We start from the raw sequence: 20,443 nt of genomic DNA, 5'->3' as shown, positions 1-20,443 counted from the left end.
GGCGCTGAACCGCCGCTTCACCGGCGCTGGTGCGTCACCCCGTCGGTGACGGGCTGCCGGAGATCGAGTCGTCGGTCGTCGGAGCCGTCGGCGGCGCGGTGGCGGGCGGCGATGCCGTCGGCGGCGCGTTGGGGGAGGGCGGCAGGTTCGCGTACTGGCCGGTCCGCGCCATGACCGGCACTATCACGCGTACGGACGTGCGGTCCTGGAACGTGAACGTCATCGGCACCGAGGTGCCGCGCGCGCCCGACACCATCCCGATCGGCTGGTTGCCGGTGCCGATCGCATAGTCGGGCGGGATCGCGACGGGCCCGGCGAGCCGCACCGTGCCGCCGCCTTCGACCGTGACGTTCTCCAGCGTGGCAGGCCGGTCGGAGCTGTTGACCAGCACCACGTACAGTGCCTGCTCGGGCGCCGGCGAGGCCGGGTCGGCGCTGCCCAGCAGGAAGGCGTTGCGCAGCTTAAGGTCCTGCCCGATGTTGGCGTTGGCACCGTCGTTCTGCGGAGCCTGGTTCGCCCAGTCCTTCTCCACCTTCGCGCAGCCCGTGACCGCCAGGCCCACGGCCACGGCGGCGATGACCAAACGACGCATCTGCGCTGCCCTCCTTCCGGCGTGGCCCTCCCGCTACCCGCCGCGAACCCGCACTCACCTCGCCCGTACGCGAACCCCGGCCCGTACGGCGAAACCCGGAACCCCCGCCGATTTCGGCTCGTGACCGCAGATCAACGTTCATGTACCGTCGCGGGTATCGCGAGACCTCCCCCAGGAGCGGCAAGATGGTTGAGCAGCAAGAACTCGACGCATCAGGGCAGCAGAGAAGACGGCAACTGGTCCGGGCGGTGATCGCCTCAGCCGTCGGGACCTCGATCGAGTGGTACGACTTCTTCCTCTACGGCTTCGCCGCCAGCACCCTGTTCGCGGAGCTGTTCTTCCCCACCAGCGACCCCACCACAGGGCTTCTCCTCGCACTCGGCACCTACTTCGGCGGGTTCGCCGCACGGCCGATCGGCGCCGCCATCTTCGGCCATTACGGCGACCGCATCGGCCGCAAGGCCGCCCTCATCACCACCCTCGTCACCATGGGCCTGGCCACCGCGCTCGTCGGCCTGGTGCCCACCTACCAGCAGATCGGCATCTGGGGCGGCGTCCTGCTCACCGCGCTGCGCCTGCTCCAGGGCATCAGCGTCGGCGGCGAGTGGGGCGGCTCTGTCCTGCTGGCCACCGAGTGGGGCAAGACGCGCGGCGGCAAGCGCGGCTTCCTCGGCAGCTGGCCGCAGTTCGGCGTGCCGGTCGGGCTCGTGCTCGGCTACGTGGCGCTGCAGATCTTCCAGCCGCTGCACCCGTACTGGGGGTGGCGCATCCCGTTCCTGCTCAGCCTCGTGCTGGCCGGCGTCGGCCTGTACATCAGGCTCGGCATCCTGGAGACGCCCGTCTTCGCCAAGGTCGTCAAGGAGAACCGGGTCGAGCGGGTGCCCGTCAAGGAGGCGCTGGTCAAGAACTGGCGGGAGATCGTGCTCAGCGCGCTGCTGCGCACCGGCCAGCAGGCGCCGTTCTACATCTTCACCGTCTTCATCCTCACCTACGCCACCAAGACGCTGGGCTTCGCGGCGAACGACGTCTACACGTACGTGATCGTCGCCGGCCTCGTCTCCCTGGTCACGGTGCCGTTCTGGGGCTACATCTCCGACCTGGTCGGACGCCGCCGCCTCTACATCGTCGGCGCCGCGCTCATGGTCGTGTGGTCGTTCATCTACTGGCCGCTGCTCGACACCCGGGTGCCCGCGCTGGTCTTCCTCGCCATCGTGCTGGCCGCGCCCATCCACGACATCCAGTACGGCCCGCAGGCCACGTTCATCGCGGAGAGCTTCACCGGGCGGCTGCGCTACAGCGGCGCGTCGCTCGGCTACCAGCTCGCCTCGGTGACCGCGGGCGGGCCCGCGCCGCTGATCGCGGTCTGGTTGTACGCGACGTACGAGAGCTCCTTCGCGATCGCCGTCTACATGGCGATCTGCGCCGCGATCAGCGTGGTGGCGGCGTGGCTGCTCAAGGACCGCTCGCAGCACGACTACGCGATCGAGTACGACGAGCAGCAGGCCACGGCCTAGCCCCGGTCAGGCCGCGGGGCGCCGGGCGAGCAGGTCACGGATCGCCTTGACCACCTCCTCCGGCGCCTCCTCGGCCATGAAGTGGCCGCAGGAGACCGTACGGTGATCCAGGTCGTCCGCCCACGCCCGCCACCGCGCCGCCGCGTCGAACCCCAGCGCCGCGCCCCAGTCCTGCTGCAGCACCGTGACCGGCATCCGCAGCCGGCGGCCCGCCCGCAGGTCGGCCTCGTCGTCCTCGACGTCCACCGTGGCGGTGGCGCGGTAGTCGGCCACGATCGACGGCACCGCCTCACGCGACGCCTTCAGATAGGCGGCGCGCACGTCGTGCGGGATCGCCTCGGCATCGGACGCCCACAGGTCGAGGAAGTGGCCGAAGAACGCGTCCGCAGCCGCCCCGATCATCGTCTCGGGCAGGCCCTCCGGCTGGGCCATCAGGAACAGGTGGAAGCCGACGGCGGCCGCGCGGCCCCGCATCACCTCCCAGGAGTCCAGCGTCGGCAGCACGTCGAGCGCCGCCAGGTGGGTGACGCGGTCCGGGTGGTCGAGGCCCGCCCTGAACGCGACCAGCGCGCCCCGGTCGTGACCTGCGAGCGCGAACCGCTCGAAGCCGAGCGCCCCGGCCAGCGCGACGATGTCGGCGGCCATCGTGCGCTTGGCGTAGGTGCGGCCGTCCACGTCGCCCGGCTTGTCGCTGCCGCCGTAGCCGCGCAGGTCGGGGCAGATGACGGTGTGGTCGGCGGCGAGATCTGCGGCCACGTGCCGCCACATCAGGTGCGTCTGCGGGAAGCCGTGCAGCAGCACGACCGGACTGCCGTCGCCGCCCACGGCCACGTTCAGGCTCACGCGCTCGGCCACGGCGACGCGGCGCGTGTCGAACCCGGGAATCTGGGGCGTCATGCGGAATCGCCTCCTTCTGAAACGATGTATCGGAACGTCCGCACCCTGCCGCCCCTCGATCAGCGCCCGATCAGCAGCCGATCAGTGCTCCTGGGCAGCGGCTCGCGATCTACAAGGACGAACCGGGCCACCAGGACGAACCGGGCAGCGTCCGCGCCGAAGCCCCCCGTCTGCTCGGCTCCGTCCACACCGCCCTGCGGCAGGACGCACCCGGCCGGCGCCGACCGGGACTCGCCGAAGGCGGGCGGCACGAGAACCGGTCTGCCGGGGTGCTCGCCGGGAGGACGGGCGGGGGCAGGTGGCGGTGGCGCGTAGGTTGGGTGGCGCCATGGTGACTTTCGGTGTGCTCGGCCCGTTGACGGCCACCTGCGAGCGCGGCCCGATCCCGCTCAAGGGGCCGCGCCACCGGGCCGTCCTGGCCAGGCTGCTGGTCGCCAGAGGGCGGGTCGTGCCGGTGTCGTGGCTGGTGAACGACCTGTGGGAGGAGCCGGGGGAGGGCGCGGTCGGGGCCGTGCAGACGTTCGTCGGGGCGCTCAGGAAGGCGCTCGAACCCGACCGCCCGCCGCGTACCCCTTCCCGCCTCCTCGTCACCTCGCCGCCGGGCTACGCGCTGCGCGCCGAGCCGGACGCGGTGGACGCCTGGCGCTTCGAGTCCGCGCTGGCCGAGGCCGCCCGTGTCCCGGCCGCCGAGGCGTACGCGCTGCTCGGCGCGGCTTTGGGGCTGTGGCGCGGGCCCGCGTACGCGGAGTTCGCCGACCAGGACTGGGCACGTGGCGAGGCCGCCCGCCTGGACGAGCTCCGCCTGCTCGCCGTGGAACGCCGCGCCGAAGCCGGTCTGATCGCGGGGCCGGCCGCCGAGTGCGTCGCCGACCTGGAGGCGCACGTCGCCGCCCATCCGCTGCGCGAGGACGGCTGGCGGCTCCTGGCGCACGCCCTGTACGCGACGGGACGCCAGGGCGACGCGCTCGCGACCCTGCGCCGTGCCAGGGAAACGCTGCTGGCCGAGCTGGGCGTGGACCCGGGCGCGGCCCTCCGCACGCTCGAAGCGGACATCCTCTCCCAAGCCCCCCACCTGACCGTCCCCCGGCACCCGGCCTCACCGGTCGAGCTCAGCGGGCCCGATCGGCTGCAGGCAGGGGCGGCGGTGGGGGAGCACCCGTTCGTGGGGCGGGAGGCGGAGCTGGGCGAGCTGGAGCGCGCGGCGGCGGATGTCGTGGCGTCCGGCCGGGCACGGCTCGCGCTCGTGTCGGGCGCGGCAGGTGCGGGCAAGACCGCTCTCGTACGTACGCTGGCCCGCCGGCTCGAAGCCACAGGCTGGCACACGGCGTGGGCGGCCGGTCAGGAAGCGCACGCCACCACCTGGCCCTGGCCCTGGCGTCCCGCCGACGCCGAGGCACAAGAGAGCACAAGGCGTCACACCCCGAGGGTCCGGGAGGCGAGCGCCGAGGTGGCGGCCGCCGCCCGCAGGGCACCGCTGCTGCTGGCCTTCGACGACCTGCACGAAGCCGACGAGGAGACGCTCGCCCTGCTCACCACGCTCGCCACCGGGCTCGGGTGCGCGCCGGTGCTGGTCGTCGGCACGTACCGCTCCACCGACCTCACCGTCCCCCTCACCGAGGCCCTGGGCCGGGCGGCGCGGGCGGAACCGGTGCGCGTCTACTTGGGCGGGCTGTCCGAACCGGAGACCGGAGCGCTGGTCCGCGCCCTCGCCACCCGCGAGCCACCCGGCGCCCACGTCCGTACGATCCACGCGCGCAGCGGCGGCAACCCGTTCTTCGTACGCGAGCTGACCCGCCTGTGGGAGAGCTGCGGGGACGCCGCCTTGCACACCGTCCCCGCCGGGGTGCGCGACGTGATCAGGCAGCGGCTGGCCGGGCTGCCCGAAGCGGCGCGCACCCACCTGCGCCAGGCCGCCGTCATCGGCCAGGAGATCGATCTCGACGTGCTCATCGCACTGGCCGGCGACGAGGAGGCCGTCCTGGACTCGGTCGAGTCCGCCCTGCTCGCGGGGTTCCTCGTCGAGCAGGACGCCCACCGGCTGCGCTTCGCGCACGCGCTGGTCCACGAGACCCTGTACGCCGACGTGGCCCGTGCCCGCCGCGCCCGCCGGCACGCCGCCGTCGCCGACATCGTCGAACGCCTGCGTCCCGGCGACGTGGAGGCGATCGCCCACCACTGCCTGCGATCCGAGGGGCGGGCCGGCGACCTCCGTACCGCCCGCTACGCCCGTGCGGCGGCCGAACGTGCCGAGCGGCGCTTCGCCCCGCACGAGGCCGCCCGCCTCTGGCGCGCCGCCCTGGAAGCCCTCGGCCGCGCCGCCGAGCGCGGTGAGCAGGGCCCGTCGCAGGAGGAGCGGCTGGCGGCGGTCATGGGGCTGGGGCGGGCGCTGGCGGTGATCGGGCGGCTGGGGGAGTCGCGCCGCCTGCGGGCCGAGGCGGTGGACGCGGCAGAAGCGCTCGGCGACCCGCTGCTGACCGCCGCCGTCATCGGCTCCTTCGACGTGCCCGCCAACTGGACGGCCAACGACGACCCCGCCCTGTCGGCCCGCCTCGTCGCCGCCGCGGAACGCACGCTCGCCGCCCTCCCCGGCGACGAGACGTACGCGGAGGAGCGGGCCCGGCTGCTCATCACCATCGCCATGGAACGCCGCGCCGACCCCGGGCGGCGCGGCGACCAGGCGGCACGGGAGGCGGAGCGCATCGCCAGGCGGCTGGGGGACCGCACGCTGCTGGCGTACGCGCTCAACGGCCGCGCCCTCCAGACCTTCCACCGCGCCAGCCTGGCCGGCGAACGCGCCGCCATCGGCGAGGAACTGCTGAGGCTGGCCGAACGCGCCCCGACCGCAGCGGCGGCCAGGGAGCGAAGCGGGACGCCAGAGCCAGCGGGCGCGGGCGAGGGGATGGTGACGTTCACGGTGCTGGCGCACCTCATCCTGCTCCAGGCCAGGGCGGGGCTCGGTGACCTCGCCGCCGCAGACCGGCACGCCGCCGCCGCAGACCGGCTGGCCGAGCAGCACGACCTGCCGCTCGTCGGCGTCTTCACCGGCTGGTACGCAGCGCTCCGCCTGGCCATCACGTCCGGCGACTCCGACGAGGTCCGTGCCGCCTACCGCGCGGCGGCCGCCCGGCTCGAAGGTTCGAGCATGCCCGGCGTCGAGCAGGGCCTGCTGCCCCTGGCTCTGCTCTGTCTGGACATCGCCGATGCCGGCCCCTCGCCGCCCGGCCTGTAAAGGCCAGTCAAGTCCCGGCCACCCCCGCCGGGGAAGCCGCGCCAGGGGGCGCCGTGCACGCGGAGCCAGGTCCGTACGAGGCGTGGGTGCGGCCGTTCACCCTGCTCGCCGCAGGCCGCTTCGACGAGGCGCGGGAGGCCGTGCGGGCCGTCCCCGAGTCGCCGCGCGACCTGCTGTACGAGCTGCGGACCTGCCTCCACGCCACGGCCGCGCTCGCGACCGGCGTGCACGACCACCTGCCCGGCCTGTACGACCGCCTGCTGCCCGCCCACGACGAGCTGGCCGGAGCGGGAAGCGGCCTGGTCACCCTGGGCCCGGTGGCTTTTCACCTCGGCCACCTGGCCTCCGCCCTGGGCATGCCGGAGCGCGCCCGCGAGCACTTCCGCCAGGCGGCGGCCGTCGCCGGCCGCGCCGGCGCCCCGCACTGGGCCACCGCAGCGACCAGCGCCGAACAGCGAATCGGGCGTTGACGGCCGCGAGCCCGTGAATGGAAACGGGCGGTGACAGGAAAGCAACGGGGCGCTGACGAGAGGAGGGCATAGCTGTAACCTTCATGTCAAAACGGACTGTCAGAACGACGGCCGCACCGCCGCCTCCCAACGGTGTCAGGCAGCCTTCCAATCCACTCCGTATTTCCGAAAGTTTCGGGCAACTTAACATCGGCGGAACCCGTCATGGGCCCCAGAGCACGCAGGAGGCCACAACCGGCAGGACCTGCAACACAGCAGGTTGGCGGCGGTCTTGACACGATTCAATGAGCCCCTTATGTTGCCGCAATATTAAACGGAACTGCTTGAAACTTTCGGCGTCATCCCCGCGTTACACCCCCCGCTCTCGCCGCGGGCCGGCGCTGGCATAAGGGCGAAGGGATGGCATGAGGGGCCACGAACCAAATGACACGCGCTCGGCGGCGTCCGGCGAGAGCGAGCAGTGGCGGGACGCGGGATCGACCCCCGCCCAGCGGGCGGAGGCCCTCATCCCCCTGATGACGCTGGAGGAGAAGGTCGCCCAGCTCGTCGGGGTCTGGGTCGGCGCCGACGCGTCGGGTGGCGGCGTCGCCCCGCACCAGACCGACATGGGCGAAGGGCCCGACTGGCAGGACGCGATCCGGCAGGGCCTCGGGCAGCTCACGCGGCCGTTCGGCACGGCTCCCGTGGACCCGGTGGCGGGCGCGCGCTCGCTGGCGGCCTCGCAGGAGGAGATCGTGCGTGCCAGCAGGTTCGGCATCCCCGCGCAGGTGCACGAGGAGTGCCTGACGGGGTTCGCGGCCTGGAAGGCGACCGTCTACCCGGCACCGCTGAGCTGGGGCGCCTCGTTCGACCCCGAGCTGGTCGAGGAGATGGCGGGACGGATCGGCCGTTCGATGCGCGCGGCGGGCGTCCACCAGGGCCTCGCCCCGGTGCTCGACGTGACCAGGGACTACCGCTGGGGCCGCACCGAGGAGACCATCGGCGAGGACCCGTACCTGGTGGGCACGGTCGGCGCCGCGTACGTGCGCGGCCTCGAAGGCTCCGGTCTGGTGGCCACGCTCAAGCACTTCGCCGGCTACTCCGCCTCGCGCGGCGGCAGGAACCTCGCGCCGGTGCACATGGGCCGCAGGGAGCTGGCGGACGTGATCCTGCCGCCGTTCGAGATGGCGCTGCGGCTCGGCGGGGCCCGCTCGGTGATGAACTCCTACGCCGAGATCGACGGCGTCCCGGTGGCCGCCGACGAGAGCCTGCTCACCGGCCTGCTGCGCGACGAGTGGGGATTCGAGGGCACGGTCGTCGCCGACTACTTCTCCGTACGGTTCCTCGAGCGGCTGCACGGCGTGGCCGCCGACGGCGGGCAGGCGGCGGGCCTCGCGCTGCGCGCCGGCATCGACGTGGAGCTGCCGACCGTGGACGCGTACGGCGCCCCGCTGGTCGAGGCGGTCAAGGCGGGCGCGGTGGACGAGGCGCTGATCGACAGGGCGCTGCGCCGCGTGCTGATCCAGAAGGCGGAGCTCGGCCTGCTGGATGCCGGCTGGCGGCCGCTGCCCGGCCCCGCAGAAGAGGTGCGGCTGGACGACGAGGAGAGCCAGGAGCTGGCGCTGCGGCTGGCGCGCGAGGCGATCGTGCTGCTGCGCAACGACGACGGCGTGCTGCCGCTCGCGGCGGGCGGCCGGGTGGCGCTGGTCGGCCCGGTGGCCGACGACCCGATGGCGATGCTCGGCTGCTACGCCTTCCCCGCCCACGTCGGCCCGCACCCCGAGCACGGGCTCGGCGTGGAGATCCCGTCGCTGCGCGAGGCGCTCGCCGAGCGGGTGCCCGGCCTGGAGTACGTCCAGGGCTGCGACATCAGCGGCACCGACACCTCCGGCATCGCCGAGGCGGTGGAGCTGGCGAAGAGCAGCGACGTGTGCGTGCTCGCGGTCGGCGACCGGGCCGGGCTGTTCGGGCGCGGCACGTCCGGCGAGGGCTGCGACGCCACCGACCTGCGGCTGCCCGGCGTGCAGGCGGAACTGGTCGAGGCGGTCCTGGCGACCGGCACGCCGGTGGTGCTGGTGCTGCTCGCCGGCCGCCCGTACGCGCTGGGCCCCGAGACCGACGCCGCCAAGGCCGTGCTGTTCGGCTTCTTCCCGGGCCAGCGTGGCGGCCAGGCGCTCGCCGAGGTGCTGACCGGCGCGGTGAATCCGACCGGCCGCCTGCCGGTGAGCGTGCCGCGCGACGCGGGCGGGCTGCCCTCCACCTACCTCTCGCCGCCGCTCGGCCGCCGCTCCCAGGTGTCGTCGGTGGACCCGACGCCCGCCTACCCGTTCGGCCACGGCCTGGGCTACACCGCCTACGAGTGGAGCGGCGCGCGGGTGCGCGGCGACGTCACCGGCTGGCCGGTGGACGGCGAGGTCGAGGTCGAGGTCACCGTGCGCAACACCGGCGAGCGGGCCGGCGCCGAGGTGGTGCAGCTCTACCTGCACGACCCGGTGGCGCAGACGACCAGGCCCGTCGTCCGCCTCATCGGATTCGCCCGCGTCCCGCTGGAGGCGGGGGAGAGCGCGCGGGTCACCTTCACCGTGCCGGCCGACCTCACGTCCTTCACCGGGACCGACGGCCGCCGCATCGTCGAGCCGGGCGAGGTCGAGCTGCGGCTCGGCCGCTCGTGCGCCGAGGCCGTGGCGACCCTGCCGCTGCGGCTGACCGGCGACGTACGTGAAGTCGGCCACCGCCGCCGGCTCCAGGCGCCGGCGCAGATCGATCGCAACCCCCGGAGGGCCGAGCATGAGCACATCTGACACGCTGAGCCCGGCGAAGACTCAGCGTCCCCCCGCGAAGCCGGCACCTGGACGCCGGCGGCGGGAGAAGAGCGGCTCGTGGCGGCGGGCGTTCCGCCGCGACTGGCAGCTCTACACGCTGGCGATCCTGCCGCTGCTGTTCTTCCTGATCTTCCGGTACGCGCCGATGATCGGCAACGTCATCGCGTTCCGCAAGTTCGAGCCGGGCGGCAGCATCTTCGGCGAAGAGTGGGTGGGCCTGCGCTACGTGAAGCTGTTCCTGAACGACCCCACGTTCTGGAACGTCTTCACCAACACCCTCGTCCTGGGCGCGCTGACGCTGATCTTCTGCTTCCCGCTGCCGATCGTGCTGGCGCTGCTGCTCAACGAGGTCAGGCGGCGCACCCTGAAGCGGTTCCTGCAGTCGGTGACGTACCTGCCGCACTTCCTGTCGATGGTGATCGTGGCCGGCATGGTCATGCAGATCACCTCGCTGGACGGGCCGATCAACTCGTTCCTCGACTTCATCGGCAGCCAGAAGATCTCGTTCATGCAGGACCCGGACTGGTTCCGGACGATCTACGTCAGCTCCGAGGTCTGGCAGACGGTCGGCTGGGGCACGATCCTCTACCTCGCCGCGCTGACCACCATCGACGACCAGCTCTACGAGGCCGCGAGGATCGACGGCGCGGGCCGGTGGCGGCAGATCTGGCACGTGACGCTGCCCGGCATCCGGCCGACGGCGGTCACGCTGCTGATCCTCAACACCGGCACGTTCATGGCAGTGGGCTTCGAGAAGGTCTTCCTGCTCTACAACCCGCTGACCTATCCGACGGCCGACGTCATCTCGACGTACCTGTACCGGATGGGCCTTGAGGCCAGCAACTTCAGCTACGCGGCGGCGATCGGCCTGTTCGAGGCGATCATCGGCCTGGTGCTGATCCTCTCGGCCAACCTGATCTCCCGCCGCACAGTTGGGACGAGCCTGTGGTGAATACGCACGACATGACCCGGGGCTACCGCGTCTTCCAGTGGTTCAACGCGCTGATCCTCACCGTCGTCGTGATCGTGACGCTCTATCCGTTCGTCAACATCCTGGCGCGCTCGTTCAGCAGCCAGAGCGCGATCAGCGCGGGCGAGGTGAACCTCCTGCCGAAGGGGTTCAACCTGACCACGTACAAGATCGTGGCAGCGGACCCGATGTTCTGGACGAACTACCGCAACACGGTGGTCTACACGGTCGTCGCGACGTTCATCGCGATCGTGCTGACCACGAGCTACGCGTACGTGCTGTCCAAGAAACACCTCAAGGGCCGTACGTTCCTCATCGGCATCGCGGTCTTCACGATGTTCTTCTCCGGCGGCCTGATCCCCAACTACGTGCTGATCAGCAGCCTCGGCATGAAGAACACGATCTGGGCCATCGTGCTGCCGAACGCGATCAGCGTGTTCAACCTCCTCGTCATGAAGGCGTTCTTCGAGAACCTGCCGCGTGACCTGGAGGAGGCCGCCGCCATCGACGGCCTGAACACGTACGGCATCCTGTGGAAGATCGTGCTGCCGCTGTCGAAGGCGGTGCTCGCCACGATGATCCTGTTCTACGCGGTCTCGTTCTGGAACTCCTGGTTCCCCGCGTTCCTCTACATGAACGAGGCCGACCTGTTCCCGGTGACCGTCTACCTGCGCAACCTCATCGCCGGCGCGACCGGAGCGGACTCCTTCGGGGCCGCGGCGGCCGAGGTGACCCAGGCGGCGGCCAACATCCAGGCGGTGACGATCGTGCTCACCGTCCTGCCCATCCTCCTGGTGTACCCGTTCGTCCAGCGCTACTTCGTCTCCGGCGTCATGCTCGGCGCGGTCAAGGGCTGACGTCCACGCCTTTCAACCCAGCAGAATCACGGGAAAGGATTCCCCCCATGCGCGACATCTCGCGACGTCAGGCGATCATCGGTCTCGGTGCCTTCGCCTCCCTCGCCCTGACGGCCTGCGGCAGTGACAGCGAGACCCCGGCGAAGGGCGCGGCGACGTCGTCGGCCAACAAGGCGGGCTCGATGGCGAACTTCGCCGTCGGCCAGCAGTTCAAGGCCACCGAGCCGCTGACGTTCGACATGCTCTACAACAACCACCCGTTCTACCCGTACAAGGCCGACTGGTTGTTCTGGGACGAGCTGACGAAGCGCACGAACGTCACCATCAAGCCGGTGACGGTGCCGCTCAGCGACTACGAGAAGAAGCGCAGCCTGATCATCGGCGCGGGTGACGCCCCGCTGATCATCCCGAAGACGTACCACCCGCAGGAGGAGCCGTTCGTCGCCTCCGGTGCCATCCTGCCGGTCAGCGACTACTTCGACCTGATGCCGAACTTCAAGGACAAGGTCGCCAAGTGGCAGCTCCAGCCCGAGCTGAACTCGATCATGCAGTCCGACGGCCGCATCTACCTGCTGCCCGGCCTGCACGAGGCGGCCTGGGCCGACTACTCCTTCGCGGTGCGCACCGACATCCTCGACAAGCTCGGTCTCGAGGTGCCGAAGACGCTCGACGACTTCTACAACATGCTCAAGAAGATGAAGGAGGAGTACCCCGACAAGTACCCGATGACGGACCGCTGGGGTGTTCCGACGCCGGGCGGCAACATCATCAAGCTGATCGCGCAGGCGCACGGCAGCAAGGGCGGCTGGGAGTACCAGCACGCGACGTTCGACTCCGCGCAGGGCAAGTTCGTCTACACCGGCACCATGCCGGGCTACAAGCAGACGATCGAGTACCTGAACAAGCTGGTCAAGGAGAAGCTGCTCGACCCCGAGGGCTTCACCCAGCAGGACGACGCCGCCAAGGAGAAGTTCGTCTCGGGCAAGTCGTTCGTCATCAGCACCAACGCGCAGACGCTGATCAACGACTACCGCGGCCCGCTGACCGAGAACATCCCCGACGCGAAGATCGTCAAGATCCCGGTGCCCATCGGCCCGATCGGCGAGTACAAGTTCGCCAGCCGGCTGGAGAACGGCATCATGATCTCCAAGAAGGCCCTGGAGCACAAGAACTTCGTCGCGATGATGCAGTTCATCGACTGGCTCTGGTACTCCGACGAGGGCCAGCTCTTCGCCAAGTGGGGCGTCGAGGGCACCACCTACACCAAGGACTCCGACGGCAAGATCAAGCTCGCCAAGGACGTCGACTACGTCGGTCTCAACCCCAAGGGCTCCAAGCACCTGCAGAAGGACTTCGGCTTCGGCAACGGCGTGTTCGCCTACGGCGGCCCCACCTCGCTGCTGCAGTCCACGTTCTCGGATGAGGAGATCGAGTTCCAGAACGTGATGAACGCCAGGAAGTCCTGGCCGGTCGAGCCGCCCGCGCCGCTCACCGAGGAGGAGCGCGAGCAGGTCGCCCTGTGGGAGACGCCGCTGAAGGACCACGTCACCCAGAACACCCTCAAGTTCATCCTCGGCCAGCGCGACCTGTCCGAGTGGGACGCCTACGTCAAGGAGGTCGAGGGCAAGGGCGCCACGCAGTACATCAATGTGGTCAACGGCGCCTACGAGCGTTTCAAGAAGGAGCACGGCAGCTGACCTTCTCCCGGCCGGGCCGTCCTCTCTCCACCGGGACGGCCCGGCCTCCTGCCTGTCCACACCGCACGACCGCCCGCCGGCTTATGTCCCCGGACGGCCCGGTATCCTCCGGGACGGCGGCGGACCCGCCCATCCTGGAGGAGCACACGCGATGAGCGACCTGACGACCTCGCAGAAGTTCGGCTCCGGCCCGCTGTCGCGCGGCTCGGCGCTGATCTACACGCTGCTGATCGTCGAGCTGCTCGTCCTGCTCACCGCGATCCCCGGACTGGTGGCGATGGTGCTGCTCGACCGCGACGCCACCAACCTGCCGCTGATGGCCGCCTGCCTGCTGCCGGCCGGCCCCGCGCTGTCGGCCGCGCTCTACGCCCTGCGCCACCGCAGCCGCGACCTGGCCGAGCTCAGCCCGGCCGCCGCGTTCTGGCGTGGCTACAAGCTCAACTTCGGCGCCGCGCTGAAGGTCTGGGCGCCCTACCTGCTGATGCTGGCCCTGGTCGGCATCAATCTGACCAACTTCGCCGCCGCGGGCGTGCCCGGCTGGTGGGGCGCTTTGCTGATCGTGCTCGCCGCGGGCGGCACGCTGTGGGTGCTCAACGCGCTCGTCATCGCCTCGTTGTTCGCGTTCAGGGCGGCCGACGTCGCCAAGCTCGCGGCGTACGGGCTCGGCCGCTTCCCCGCCGCCACCCTGGCCAACGCGTGCCTGCTGATCGTGTCCGGCGGCGTCGTGTTCGTGGCGACCGAGGCGGCGCTTGCGCTGCTGGCCTCGGTGTTCGCCGGGACGCTGCTGTGGAACAGCCGCGCCATGATCACCGAGGTCCGGCAGCGCTTCACCCGCCCTGACGCTCAGTAGATCGTTCTGCCCCGCGCGTCGGGCACGCCCGACTTGCGGTAAAAGTAGCTGTTGATCTGGTCGCGCCACTCCTCCGCCGAGCGCACCTGCTCGTCCAGCAGCTCGCGTACGCGGGCATGCAGCGCCGGGTCCACCAGGCCGTCGCCCTCCAGCTTCGCCCACAGCGCCCTGATCTCGGCGGCCTCCTCCGCACCGGCGAAGTGGGTGTCGTAGATGTGCTGGATGACCGTGACGCCGCTGTGCAGCACGTGGCCGTACGGCACGTGGTGGAAGAACAGCAGCAGCTTGTCAGGGCACTCGGCGAGCGACTCGTACACCTCCGACCACGGCTTCGGGTACTGGCCGGTGTAGCCGGTGCCGGTGGCCCTGGTGCGGTCGACGCCGACGCCGTCGCGGTCGGCGAAGTGGTAGGTGCCCCACGGCGTGTACTCGTAGCCGTCCACGTCGGGGCCGTAGTGGTGGCCCGGCCTGACCATGAAGCCGACGCCGAGCGGCGCGGTGTAGCGCTCGTAGGTGCGCCACGAGCCGTCCATCATGCCGTGCAGCGTGGCCCGCAGCCGCTCGCCGCCCTCGTCGTCGCCGGGGACGAAGGTCAGGCCGATCCACTCGTCGAGGATCGCGACCGGATCGAGCCCGGGGTCCCAGGCCAGGCGGCCGAAGGCGTACAGGTTGGCCTGGGCCAGCGGGTGGCCCGTCCAGTAGCGGTCGTCGCCGACGTTCGACACCGCGACGAGGCCGCCGCTCTTGATCACCTCGGCCACCGCCGGCTCGCCCTCGCCCCAGAAGCGGAACCCGAGCACCTCGCTCCACATCGGCGCCAGGTAGCACACGTGCCGCTGCTGGCCGGTGTACTCCTGCGTCACCTGCAGCTCGACCGCGAGCCGCGTATCCGGCATGGCGGCGATCACCGGTGAGACCGGCTCGCGCGTCTGGAAGTCGATCGGGCCGTACTTGACCTGGACGATCGCGTTGTCCCTGAACCGGCCGTCGAGCGGGGCGAAGTGGTCGTAGGCGGCCCGCGCCCGGTCGGTCGAGCGGTCGCGCCAGTCCTGGCGGTGGTTGTAGACGAACGCCCGCCAGTGCACCACCCCGCCGTGCGGGGCCAGGGCGTCGGCCAGCATGTTCGCGCCGTCGGCGTGGTCGCGCCCGTACGCGAACGGCCCCGGCTGGCCCTCGGAGTCGGCCTTGACCACGTAGCCGCCGAAGTCGGGGATCGCCGCGTACACCCGCTCGGTCGTGCGCGCCCACCACGCGCGCACCCGTTCGTCCGCCGGGTCGGCCGTCTCCAGGCCGCCGAGCGCGATGGGGGAGGCGAAGTTCACCGACAGGTGCACGCGGATGCCGTACGGGCGGAACTCGGCGGCCAGCGCCGCCACCTCGTCCAGCCGGTCGGTCAGCAGGCGGGCCTCGGTGGCGTGCACGTTGACGTTGTTCACCGCGACCGCGTTGACGCCGGTGGCCGCGAGCAGCCGCGCGTAGGCGCGCACCCTGGTCAGGTCCTCGTGCAGGACGCCGTCCCGCCAGAAGATCGACCCGCCCGAGTAGCCGCGCTCCACCTGGCCCATCACGGGATGCACGTCGATGTTGTCCCAATGATCGAGCATGCGCCGCTCCAGCGCGGGCCGGTGCGTCTCGGCGGGCCGCTCGCCCTCGAACGCGGCCTCGCCGAGCCTGACCACCGCGAAGAACCCGTACAGCAGACCGGCCGGCGCGTCCGCGAGCACCGCGGTCACCCCGCCGGTGCGGGCCAGCAGGAAGCCCTCAGGACCGAGCTCAGGCCCCTTCAGCGCGGCGGCCTCCGGCGGCAGCGAGCCGCCGGAGGCCAGCGCGAGCACGAGGTCGTACGGCTCGCCGGGCGCGGCCACGGCACCGCCGTGGCGCGCGCAGGCGTCCGCCACCTCGGCCCGCACGGTGCCGGACAGCGGCGAACCGTCGGCGAGCACGAGCACGCGGCGCGCGCCGATCGCGCGGAACGCCTCGGGTGGCAGCCAGGCCGGATGGACGTCATCGACATGGGGAACGGTCACGGGGGGCTCCTTAGCTCGGACTCCAAGGAGCGAATCTATCGTCGCCCCGCCGGCCTGCCAGGGGGCGGCGTCGAACGGCGTCAGCCGCAACCTGATCGCGGTGGGCGCGTGGTCCTCGATGTAGGTGGAGCCGTCGGCCACGTCGTCGTAGGGGTAGCCGTACGCCTTGCCGTCGCGGGTGTTGGCGTGCAGCACGCGGGCGTAGTGGTTGGTCAGCGAGGTCCGGTAGTTCAGCGAGTGGTCGGTGACCGGCTGGTCGGGGTGACTGAGCAGCGTCGTGCGGTTGAACGCGGCCCCGAGAATCGCCGCGACCGGTCCCGAGACGCCGTCGGAGTGCAGCGCGCCGTTGCAGTAGAACACGTCGCGGGTGCTCGGCCTGGCGAACGCGCGGATGCCCTTGTCGAAGACGAGCTGACCGCCCGACACCCGCCCGGTGTAGGTGACGCCGTTGGCGGTCACCCGCAGGTCGCGGCCGGTGTAGGAGTTCCACACGTCGTTGATGTACGGGTCGAGGTACGTGGGTGAGAACAGCCCGGCGTCGATGCCGTGGCCCGGCGCGATGACGCGCAGGTCGCCGATGACGAGGTCGCGGAACGCCGGCTCCGCCCTGACGCCCGCGAAGATCTGGTCGCGGCCGTTCGGCACCAGCGTGCCGGAGATCTGGCTGCGGCTGCCGTCGAGCTTGAGCTCCATCGGGATGGAGAACATGTCGACCATGGTCGTGTTGCAGAACATGCCACCTTCGTTGAAGGTGAACTCCATGAAGTCGTGCAGCACGTTGTAGCTGGGGTCCGAGCTGACCCAGCCCGCCGGGTGCTGCAGCGCGGGGCGGCCGTTGCCGTCGATCACGACCCTGAACCTGATCTTCTGGCCGATGGAGACGTACACCCGGCCGGACATCCACGGCAGCGTGATGCGGGTGTCGCCGTCGGCGGCCAGCGGGATCGACAGGTCGGCGAAGCCGTCGGGGCCGTTGTGCGAGAGCGACACCGGCACCTTGGTGCCGTCGGCGCGGGCGAAGACCTGCTGGCCGGTCTGCTGGTCGGTGCCGACGACGTACAGCCAGATCTGGTTGTTGGCGTAGCGGTTGGTGTGGTTGACGACGGTCATGGGCAGCGTCGTGGCCGCCTGAACGGGTGCGGCGGGCTTGGCGAGCGCGAGGACGGGTGCGGCGGGCTTGGCGAGCGTGAGGACGGGGGCGGCCGCCATGCCGGCCAGCAGCGCCCTTCTGGTGATCATCGTTCGACTCCTCGGGGGTGCGCCTGGAGAGAGCGACAGTCGAGAGAGCGCTCTCTCGCGATTTCGGTTAAGTTTCTTTTTTGTTAGGACGCACTGTCAAGACCGCGGGCCGAACCCGTACCCGATCTCCGCTGGACGCCCCTCGACCAGCCCCGACGGCTTGCGCGTCCGCCACGGTGCCGGCGTCCGCGTCGCGTGGCGGCCGGCGACCAGCGGCGGCGTGCCGGGGTCGTGCACCGACACCTCGCGCGGCGAACGGCGGGCCGCGCGCGGCGGCACGGACTCGCCGTCGCGCGTGGCCTCCGGCTCGGGCCGTCCGGAGCCGCCGGGTGTGGGGGAGACGGCCGCTTCCGGGTTCGCCGGGGCAGTGGTCCGTTCCCGGGAGGCGGTCGCTTCCGGCGGGGTGGGAGCCGGCGTGGCCGGGCCACTGGCCGGTCCGCCGGTGGGCTCGCTCGCCGGGCTGCGGGTGGCGGCGGTGTACGGGGTGGCGTTCGGGCGCGGGCTGAGCGCGGCCACGGGACCGCGCGTGCGCCCGTCCTTCTCCTGCGGGAACGTCAGCGGGTCGAGCGTCGGCGAGCTGCCGGGGAGCGTGATCAGGAAGCCGGCCACCGCCAGATGGACCACGCCCAGCAGCACCGTCGAGACTCCCAGCACCCGGCGCCGCCGCTCACCGGCAGGACCGGGCCGCTCGCTCAGCACGGCTCACGCCTTCGTGCCATGGAGGTGTCCTCCGGGGGTGCGGGACGGACGGGTTTTCCGATCTAGACACGGATGTGGATCGTGGTCAAGCGCGGACGGCCGTCCAGGGGCCGCTTGGGAGCGCTGCGCTATGATCGCACCGACAACGGGCCTCGCGACCTGGAACGATCCGCACCGGCCCGAGACATGCCGTTCAGGTCGCGCCGCTCACGGGACACGAGGGACGATGTCGAGCATCAAAGAGGTCGCCCGGCTCGCCGGGGTCTCCGTAGGCACCGTGAGCAACGTGCTCAACCGCCCCGAGCTGGTCGCGCCCGACACCCGGCGGCGGGTGCAGGACGCCATCGAGCGGCTCGGCTACGTCCGCAACGGCTCGGCCCGCCAGCTCCGCGCCGGCCGCAGCCGCACCATCGGCGTGGTGGCGCTCGACCTGGGCAACCCGTTCTTCATCGACGTGCTGCGCGGCGTCGAGAGCGCCGCCCAGCAGGCCGACCTCACGGTCATGGTGTTCAACAGCAACAAGGACGCCGACCGCGAGGCGAGCCTGCTCGACACGTTCGAGGAGCAGCGGCCCCTGGGCGTACTGATCACGCCGGTCAACGACAGCGGCGAGGAGGAGCGGTTCAGCCGGCTCGTCGCGCGCGGCATCCCCGTGGTCCGCTTCGACAGCTCGGCCCGGCACAGCAACGGCTGCTCCGTCGCCGTTGACGACGTGCTCGGCGGGCGGCTGGCCGGCATGCACTTACGCGAGGCCGGCCACCGCCACATCGCCTTCGCCGGCGGCCCCTCCACCGTGCGGCAGGTGCGTGAGCGGCGCGACGGGCTGGCCGCCGCGCTCGGCCCCGGCGACACGCTCACCGAGATCGCGCTGCCCGACCTCACGGTGGCCACCGGGCGCATGGTCGGCGAGGAGATCGCCGCGCTGCCGCCCGCCGACCGGCCCACCGCGGTGTTCTGCGCCAACGACCTGGTCGCGATCGGCGTGCTGCAGGAGATGACGCTGCGCGGGCTGAAGGTCCCCGACGACCTGGCGATCATCGGCTACGACGACATCGACTTCGCCGCGGCGGCGGCCGTGCCGCTGTCGTCCGTACGCCAGCCGCGCGAGCAGATCGGCCGCACCGCCGCCATGCTGCTGCTGGAGGAGGCCAACCGGCCGGGCGAGCACGAGCACCGTCAGGTCATCTTCCAGCCCGACCTGATGGCCCGCACCTCGACCACCGCGGCCCGGCGGGCGCCCTAGCTCAGGCCGCGGCGGTCAGGCCGGTCGGGCCGGTCAGACTGCGGCGGTCGGGCCGGTCAGGTTGCGGCGGTCGGGCCGGTCAGGTCGCGGCGGGCAGGCGGACCGGGAGCGTGCGCGGGCCGCGTACCTGACCGGTCGCCCACGTCACCGCCGCCGGGTCGGCCAGCTCGAACACGGGGATCCGCTCCAGCCAGACCTCCAGCGCGACCCGCAGCTCCATGCGCGCGAGATGCGAGCCGACGCACCGGTGGATGCCCAGCCCGAACGCGACGTGCCGGTTCACCTCGCGGTCGATCACCACCTCACCGGCCCGCTCGAACTGCCGCGGATCCCGGTTGGCGGAGGGGAACGACAGCAGCACCCAGTCGTCGGCCTTCATCTCCACGCCGCGCCAGGTCATGTCCTCCTTGACCAGGCGGGCCATGGTGACCGGCGCGTACGCTCGCAGGAACTCCTCCATCGCCGTCGGCAGCAGCTCCGGCTCGGCCACCAGCCGCTCCCGGTCGGCCGGCGTCTTGGCCAGATGCCACAGCGAGGCCCCGATCGCGCTCCACGTCGTGTCGATCCCGGCGATGAGCAGCAGCGCCATCGTGCCCGCGACGTGCAACGCCTCCAGCTTCTGCCCGAAGAGCTCGGCGTCGATGAGATAGCTGGTCAGGTCGTCGCGCGGGTGGTCGACGTGGTCGCGGATCTGGTCGAGCAGGTAGTCGAACAGCTCGTCCATCGCCGCCGTACGCTCCTCCGGCGGCTTGTTGACGCCTTCCAGCACGTTCTCGATGAACTCCCGGAACCGGGGGCCGTCCTCGGGCGGGAAGCCCAGCATGTCGGCGATCACCCGGACCGGGATGTGCTGGGCGTAGTCGCGGGCGGCGTCCACGACCGCTCTGCCCTCCAGGGCGTCCACCAGCGTGTGACAGTACGCCCTGGTCGCCGCTTCCCGCTTGGCCACCGCCGACCTGGTGAACGCGGGCAGCAGCAGCTTGCGCGCGTGGTGGTGGAACGGCGGGTCGGAGGAGATCGGCGGCGAGCTGCCCACCGGCGCGGTCTCGCGCGGCGGGCGGAAGTTGCCCATGATGATCGAGCGCGAGGAGAACCGCTCGGTGTCGTAGGCGACGGCGGCCACGTCCTCGTAGCGGGTCGGCAGCCAGCCGCCGCCGAACCGCTCGGTGTGCGCGATCGGGCAGCGCTCGCGCAGGTCGTCCAGGATCGGATACGGGTCGGCGGCCCACTCCGGCTCTAAGTGGGAGAAATCGGTCGCCCAGTCCGTGACGGGCCCGGTGACGATCTCGCTGCGCGTGCCGGGCGGCGCGTCTGGCGCCTCCTGGAAACCCGTGGTGAACCGCTCATCCACGCTCATG

14 protein-coding genes are annotated in these 20,443 nt (G+C 71.5%); 9 read left to right on the top strand and 5 right to left on the bottom strand.

What is annotated here, in order from left to right; translation table 11 throughout:
• Window positions 1-34: 34 nt before the first annotated feature.
• Complete coding sequence (locus tag WBK31_RS24270) at window positions 35-592, bottom strand: hypothetical protein (protein ID WP_364056065.1); 558 nt, start codon at window positions 590-592, stop codon at window positions 35-37.
• Window positions 593-777: 185 nt separating this feature from the next.
• On the opposite strand from WBK31_RS24270, the gene WBK31_RS24265 reads away from it, so the two are divergent.
• Window positions 778-2,106 (top strand): MFS transporter, encoded by a 1,329-nt coding sequence (locus tag WBK31_RS24265; protein WP_364056062.1) that lies wholly within the window; start codon window positions 778-780, stop codon window positions 2,104-2,106.
• Window positions 2,107-2,112: 6 nt separating this feature from the next.
• Here WBK31_RS24265 and WBK31_RS24260 read toward each other — a convergent pair whose 3' ends face one another.
• Entirely contained in the window at window positions 2,113-3,003 is an 891-nt protein-coding gene (locus WBK31_RS24260; RefSeq protein WP_364056059.1) for an alpha/beta hydrolase, read from the bottom strand.
• A 328-nt stretch (window positions 3,004-3,331) separates the two neighbouring features.
• On the opposite strand from WBK31_RS24260, the gene WBK31_RS24255 reads away from it, so the two are divergent.
• From WBK31_RS24255 to WBK31_RS24225, 7 genes are all read left to right on the top strand, one after another.
• A complete protein-coding gene (locus WBK31_RS24255; RefSeq protein ID WP_406673190.1) occupies window positions 3,332-6,232 on the top strand; it encodes a BTAD domain-containing putative transcriptional regulator in 2,901 nt (966 codons plus the stop codon).
• Between the two features lie 53 nt (window positions 6,233-6,285).
• Window positions 6,286-6,702 carry a hypothetical protein gene (locus WBK31_RS24250; protein WP_378787399.1) on the top strand — a complete coding sequence of 139 codons (417 nt, stop codon included), beginning with the start codon at window positions 6,286-6,288 and terminating at the stop codon, window positions 6,700-6,702.
• Between the two features lie 404 nt (window positions 6,703-7,106).
• Window positions 7,107-9,482, top strand: coding sequence for a glycoside hydrolase family 3 N-terminal domain-containing protein (locus WBK31_RS24245; protein WP_406673189.1), 2,376 nt, complete (start codon window positions 7,107-7,109; stop codon window positions 9,480-9,482).
• Window positions 9,469-10,455: an ABC transporter permease subunit gene (locus WBK31_RS24240; RefSeq protein WP_364056050.1), complete on the top strand. Its 987-nt coding sequence runs from the start codon at window positions 9,469-9,471 to the stop codon at window positions 10,453-10,455. The genes WBK31_RS24245 and WBK31_RS24240 overlap by 14 nt, the downstream gene beginning before the upstream one ends.
• Window positions 10,452-11,330, top strand: coding sequence for a carbohydrate ABC transporter permease (locus WBK31_RS24235; RefSeq protein WP_364056047.1), 879 nt, complete (start codon window positions 10,452-10,454; stop codon window positions 11,328-11,330). Before WBK31_RS24240 ends, WBK31_RS24235 begins: the two co-directional genes overlap by 4 nt.
• 47 nt (window positions 11,331-11,377) lie before the next feature.
• Window positions 11,378-13,027 carry an extracellular solute-binding protein gene (locus tag WBK31_RS24230; protein WP_378787404.1) on the top strand — a complete coding sequence of 550 codons (1,650 nt, stop codon included), beginning with the start codon at window positions 11,378-11,380 and terminating at the stop codon, window positions 13,025-13,027.
• A gap of 151 nt (window positions 13,028-13,178) precedes the next feature.
• Window positions 13,179-13,877 carry a DUF624 domain-containing protein gene (locus WBK31_RS24225; RefSeq protein WP_378787406.1) on the top strand — a complete coding sequence of 233 codons (699 nt, stop codon included), beginning with the start codon at window positions 13,179-13,181 and terminating at the stop codon, window positions 13,875-13,877.
• Here WBK31_RS24225 and WBK31_RS24220 read toward each other — a convergent pair.
• Window positions 13,871-17,143, bottom strand: a complete 3,273-nt coding sequence (locus WBK31_RS24220) for a beta-1,3-glucanase family protein (RefSeq protein WP_406673188.1) — start codon at window positions 17,141-17,143, stop codon at window positions 13,871-13,873. The two genes, WBK31_RS24225 and WBK31_RS24220, sit on opposite strands and share 7 nt — an antisense overlap.
• 96 nt (window positions 17,144-17,239) lie before the next feature.
• Complete coding sequence (locus tag WBK31_RS24215; RefSeq protein WP_364056032.1) at window positions 17,240-17,842, bottom strand: hypothetical protein; 603 nt, start codon at window positions 17,840-17,842, stop codon at window positions 17,240-17,242.
• Between the two features lie 226 nt (window positions 17,843-18,068).
• Here WBK31_RS24215 and WBK31_RS24210 point away from each other — a divergent pair, with 226 nt between their 5' ends.
• The gene (locus WBK31_RS24210) at window positions 18,069-19,085 is read left to right on the top strand and encodes a LacI family DNA-binding transcriptional regulator (RefSeq protein WP_406673187.1); all 1,017 of its coding nucleotides are present in this window, start codon (window positions 18,069-18,071) and stop codon (window positions 19,083-19,085) included.
• Window positions 19,086-19,164: 79 nt separating this feature from the next.
• Here WBK31_RS24210 and WBK31_RS24205 read toward each other — a convergent pair whose 3' ends face one another.
• Entirely contained in the window at window positions 19,165-20,442 is a 1,278-nt protein-coding gene (locus tag WBK31_RS24205; protein WP_406673186.1) for a cytochrome P450, read from the bottom strand.
• Window position 20,443: the final 1 nt, after the last annotated feature.

The organism is Nonomuraea sp. N2-4H (assembly GCF_045291505.1).
GTDB classification, from domain to species: Bacteria; Actinomycetota; Actinomycetes; order Streptosporangiales; family Streptosporangiaceae; genus Nonomuraea; species Nonomuraea fastidiosa.
Note: the sequence above shows the minus strand (reverse complement) of the source record. Positions and strands in the feature narration are given on the sequence as shown.

Excerpts from the sequence above, each read along its gene's own strand:
- WBK31_RS24230 (WP_378787404.1), top strand. The coding sequence starts at position 11,378 with ATGCGCGACATCTCGCGACGTCAGGCGATCATCGGTCTCGGTGCCTTC.
- WBK31_RS24240 (WP_364056050.1), top strand. The coding sequence starts at position 9,469 with ATGAGCACATCTGACACGCTGAGCCCGGCGAAGACTCAGCGTCCCCCC.
- WBK31_RS24205 (WP_406673186.1), bottom strand. The coding sequence starts at position 20,442 with ATGAGCGTGGATGAGCGGTTCACCACGGGTTTCCAGGAGGCGCCAGAC.
- WBK31_RS24220 (WP_406673188.1), bottom strand. The coding sequence starts at position 17,143 with ATGATCACCAGAAGGGCGCTGCTGGCCGGCATGGCGGCCGCCCCCGTC.
- WBK31_RS24210 (WP_406673187.1), top strand. The coding sequence starts at position 18,069 with ATGTCGAGCATCAAAGAGGTCGCCCGGCTCGCCGGGGTCTCCGTAGGC.
- WBK31_RS24255 (WP_406673190.1), top strand. The coding sequence starts at position 3,332 with ATGGTGACTTTCGGTGTGCTCGGCCCGTTGACGGCCACCTGCGAGCGC.
- WBK31_RS24225 (WP_378787406.1), top strand. The coding sequence starts at position 13,179 with ATGAGCGACCTGACGACCTCGCAGAAGTTCGGCTCCGGCCCGCTGTCG.
- WBK31_RS24260 (WP_364056059.1), bottom strand. The coding sequence starts at position 3,003 with ATGACGCCCCAGATTCCCGGGTTCGACACGCGCCGCGTCGCCGTGGCC.
- WBK31_RS24245 (WP_406673189.1), top strand. The coding sequence starts at position 7,107 with ATGAGGGGCCACGAACCAAATGACACGCGCTCGGCGGCGTCCGGCGAG.
- WBK31_RS24265 (WP_364056062.1), top strand. The coding sequence starts at position 778 with ATGGTTGAGCAGCAAGAACTCGACGCATCAGGGCAGCAGAGAAGACGG.
- WBK31_RS24270 (WP_364056065.1), bottom strand. The coding sequence starts at position 592 with ATGCGTCGTTTGGTCATCGCCGCCGTGGCCGTGGGCCTGGCGGTCACG.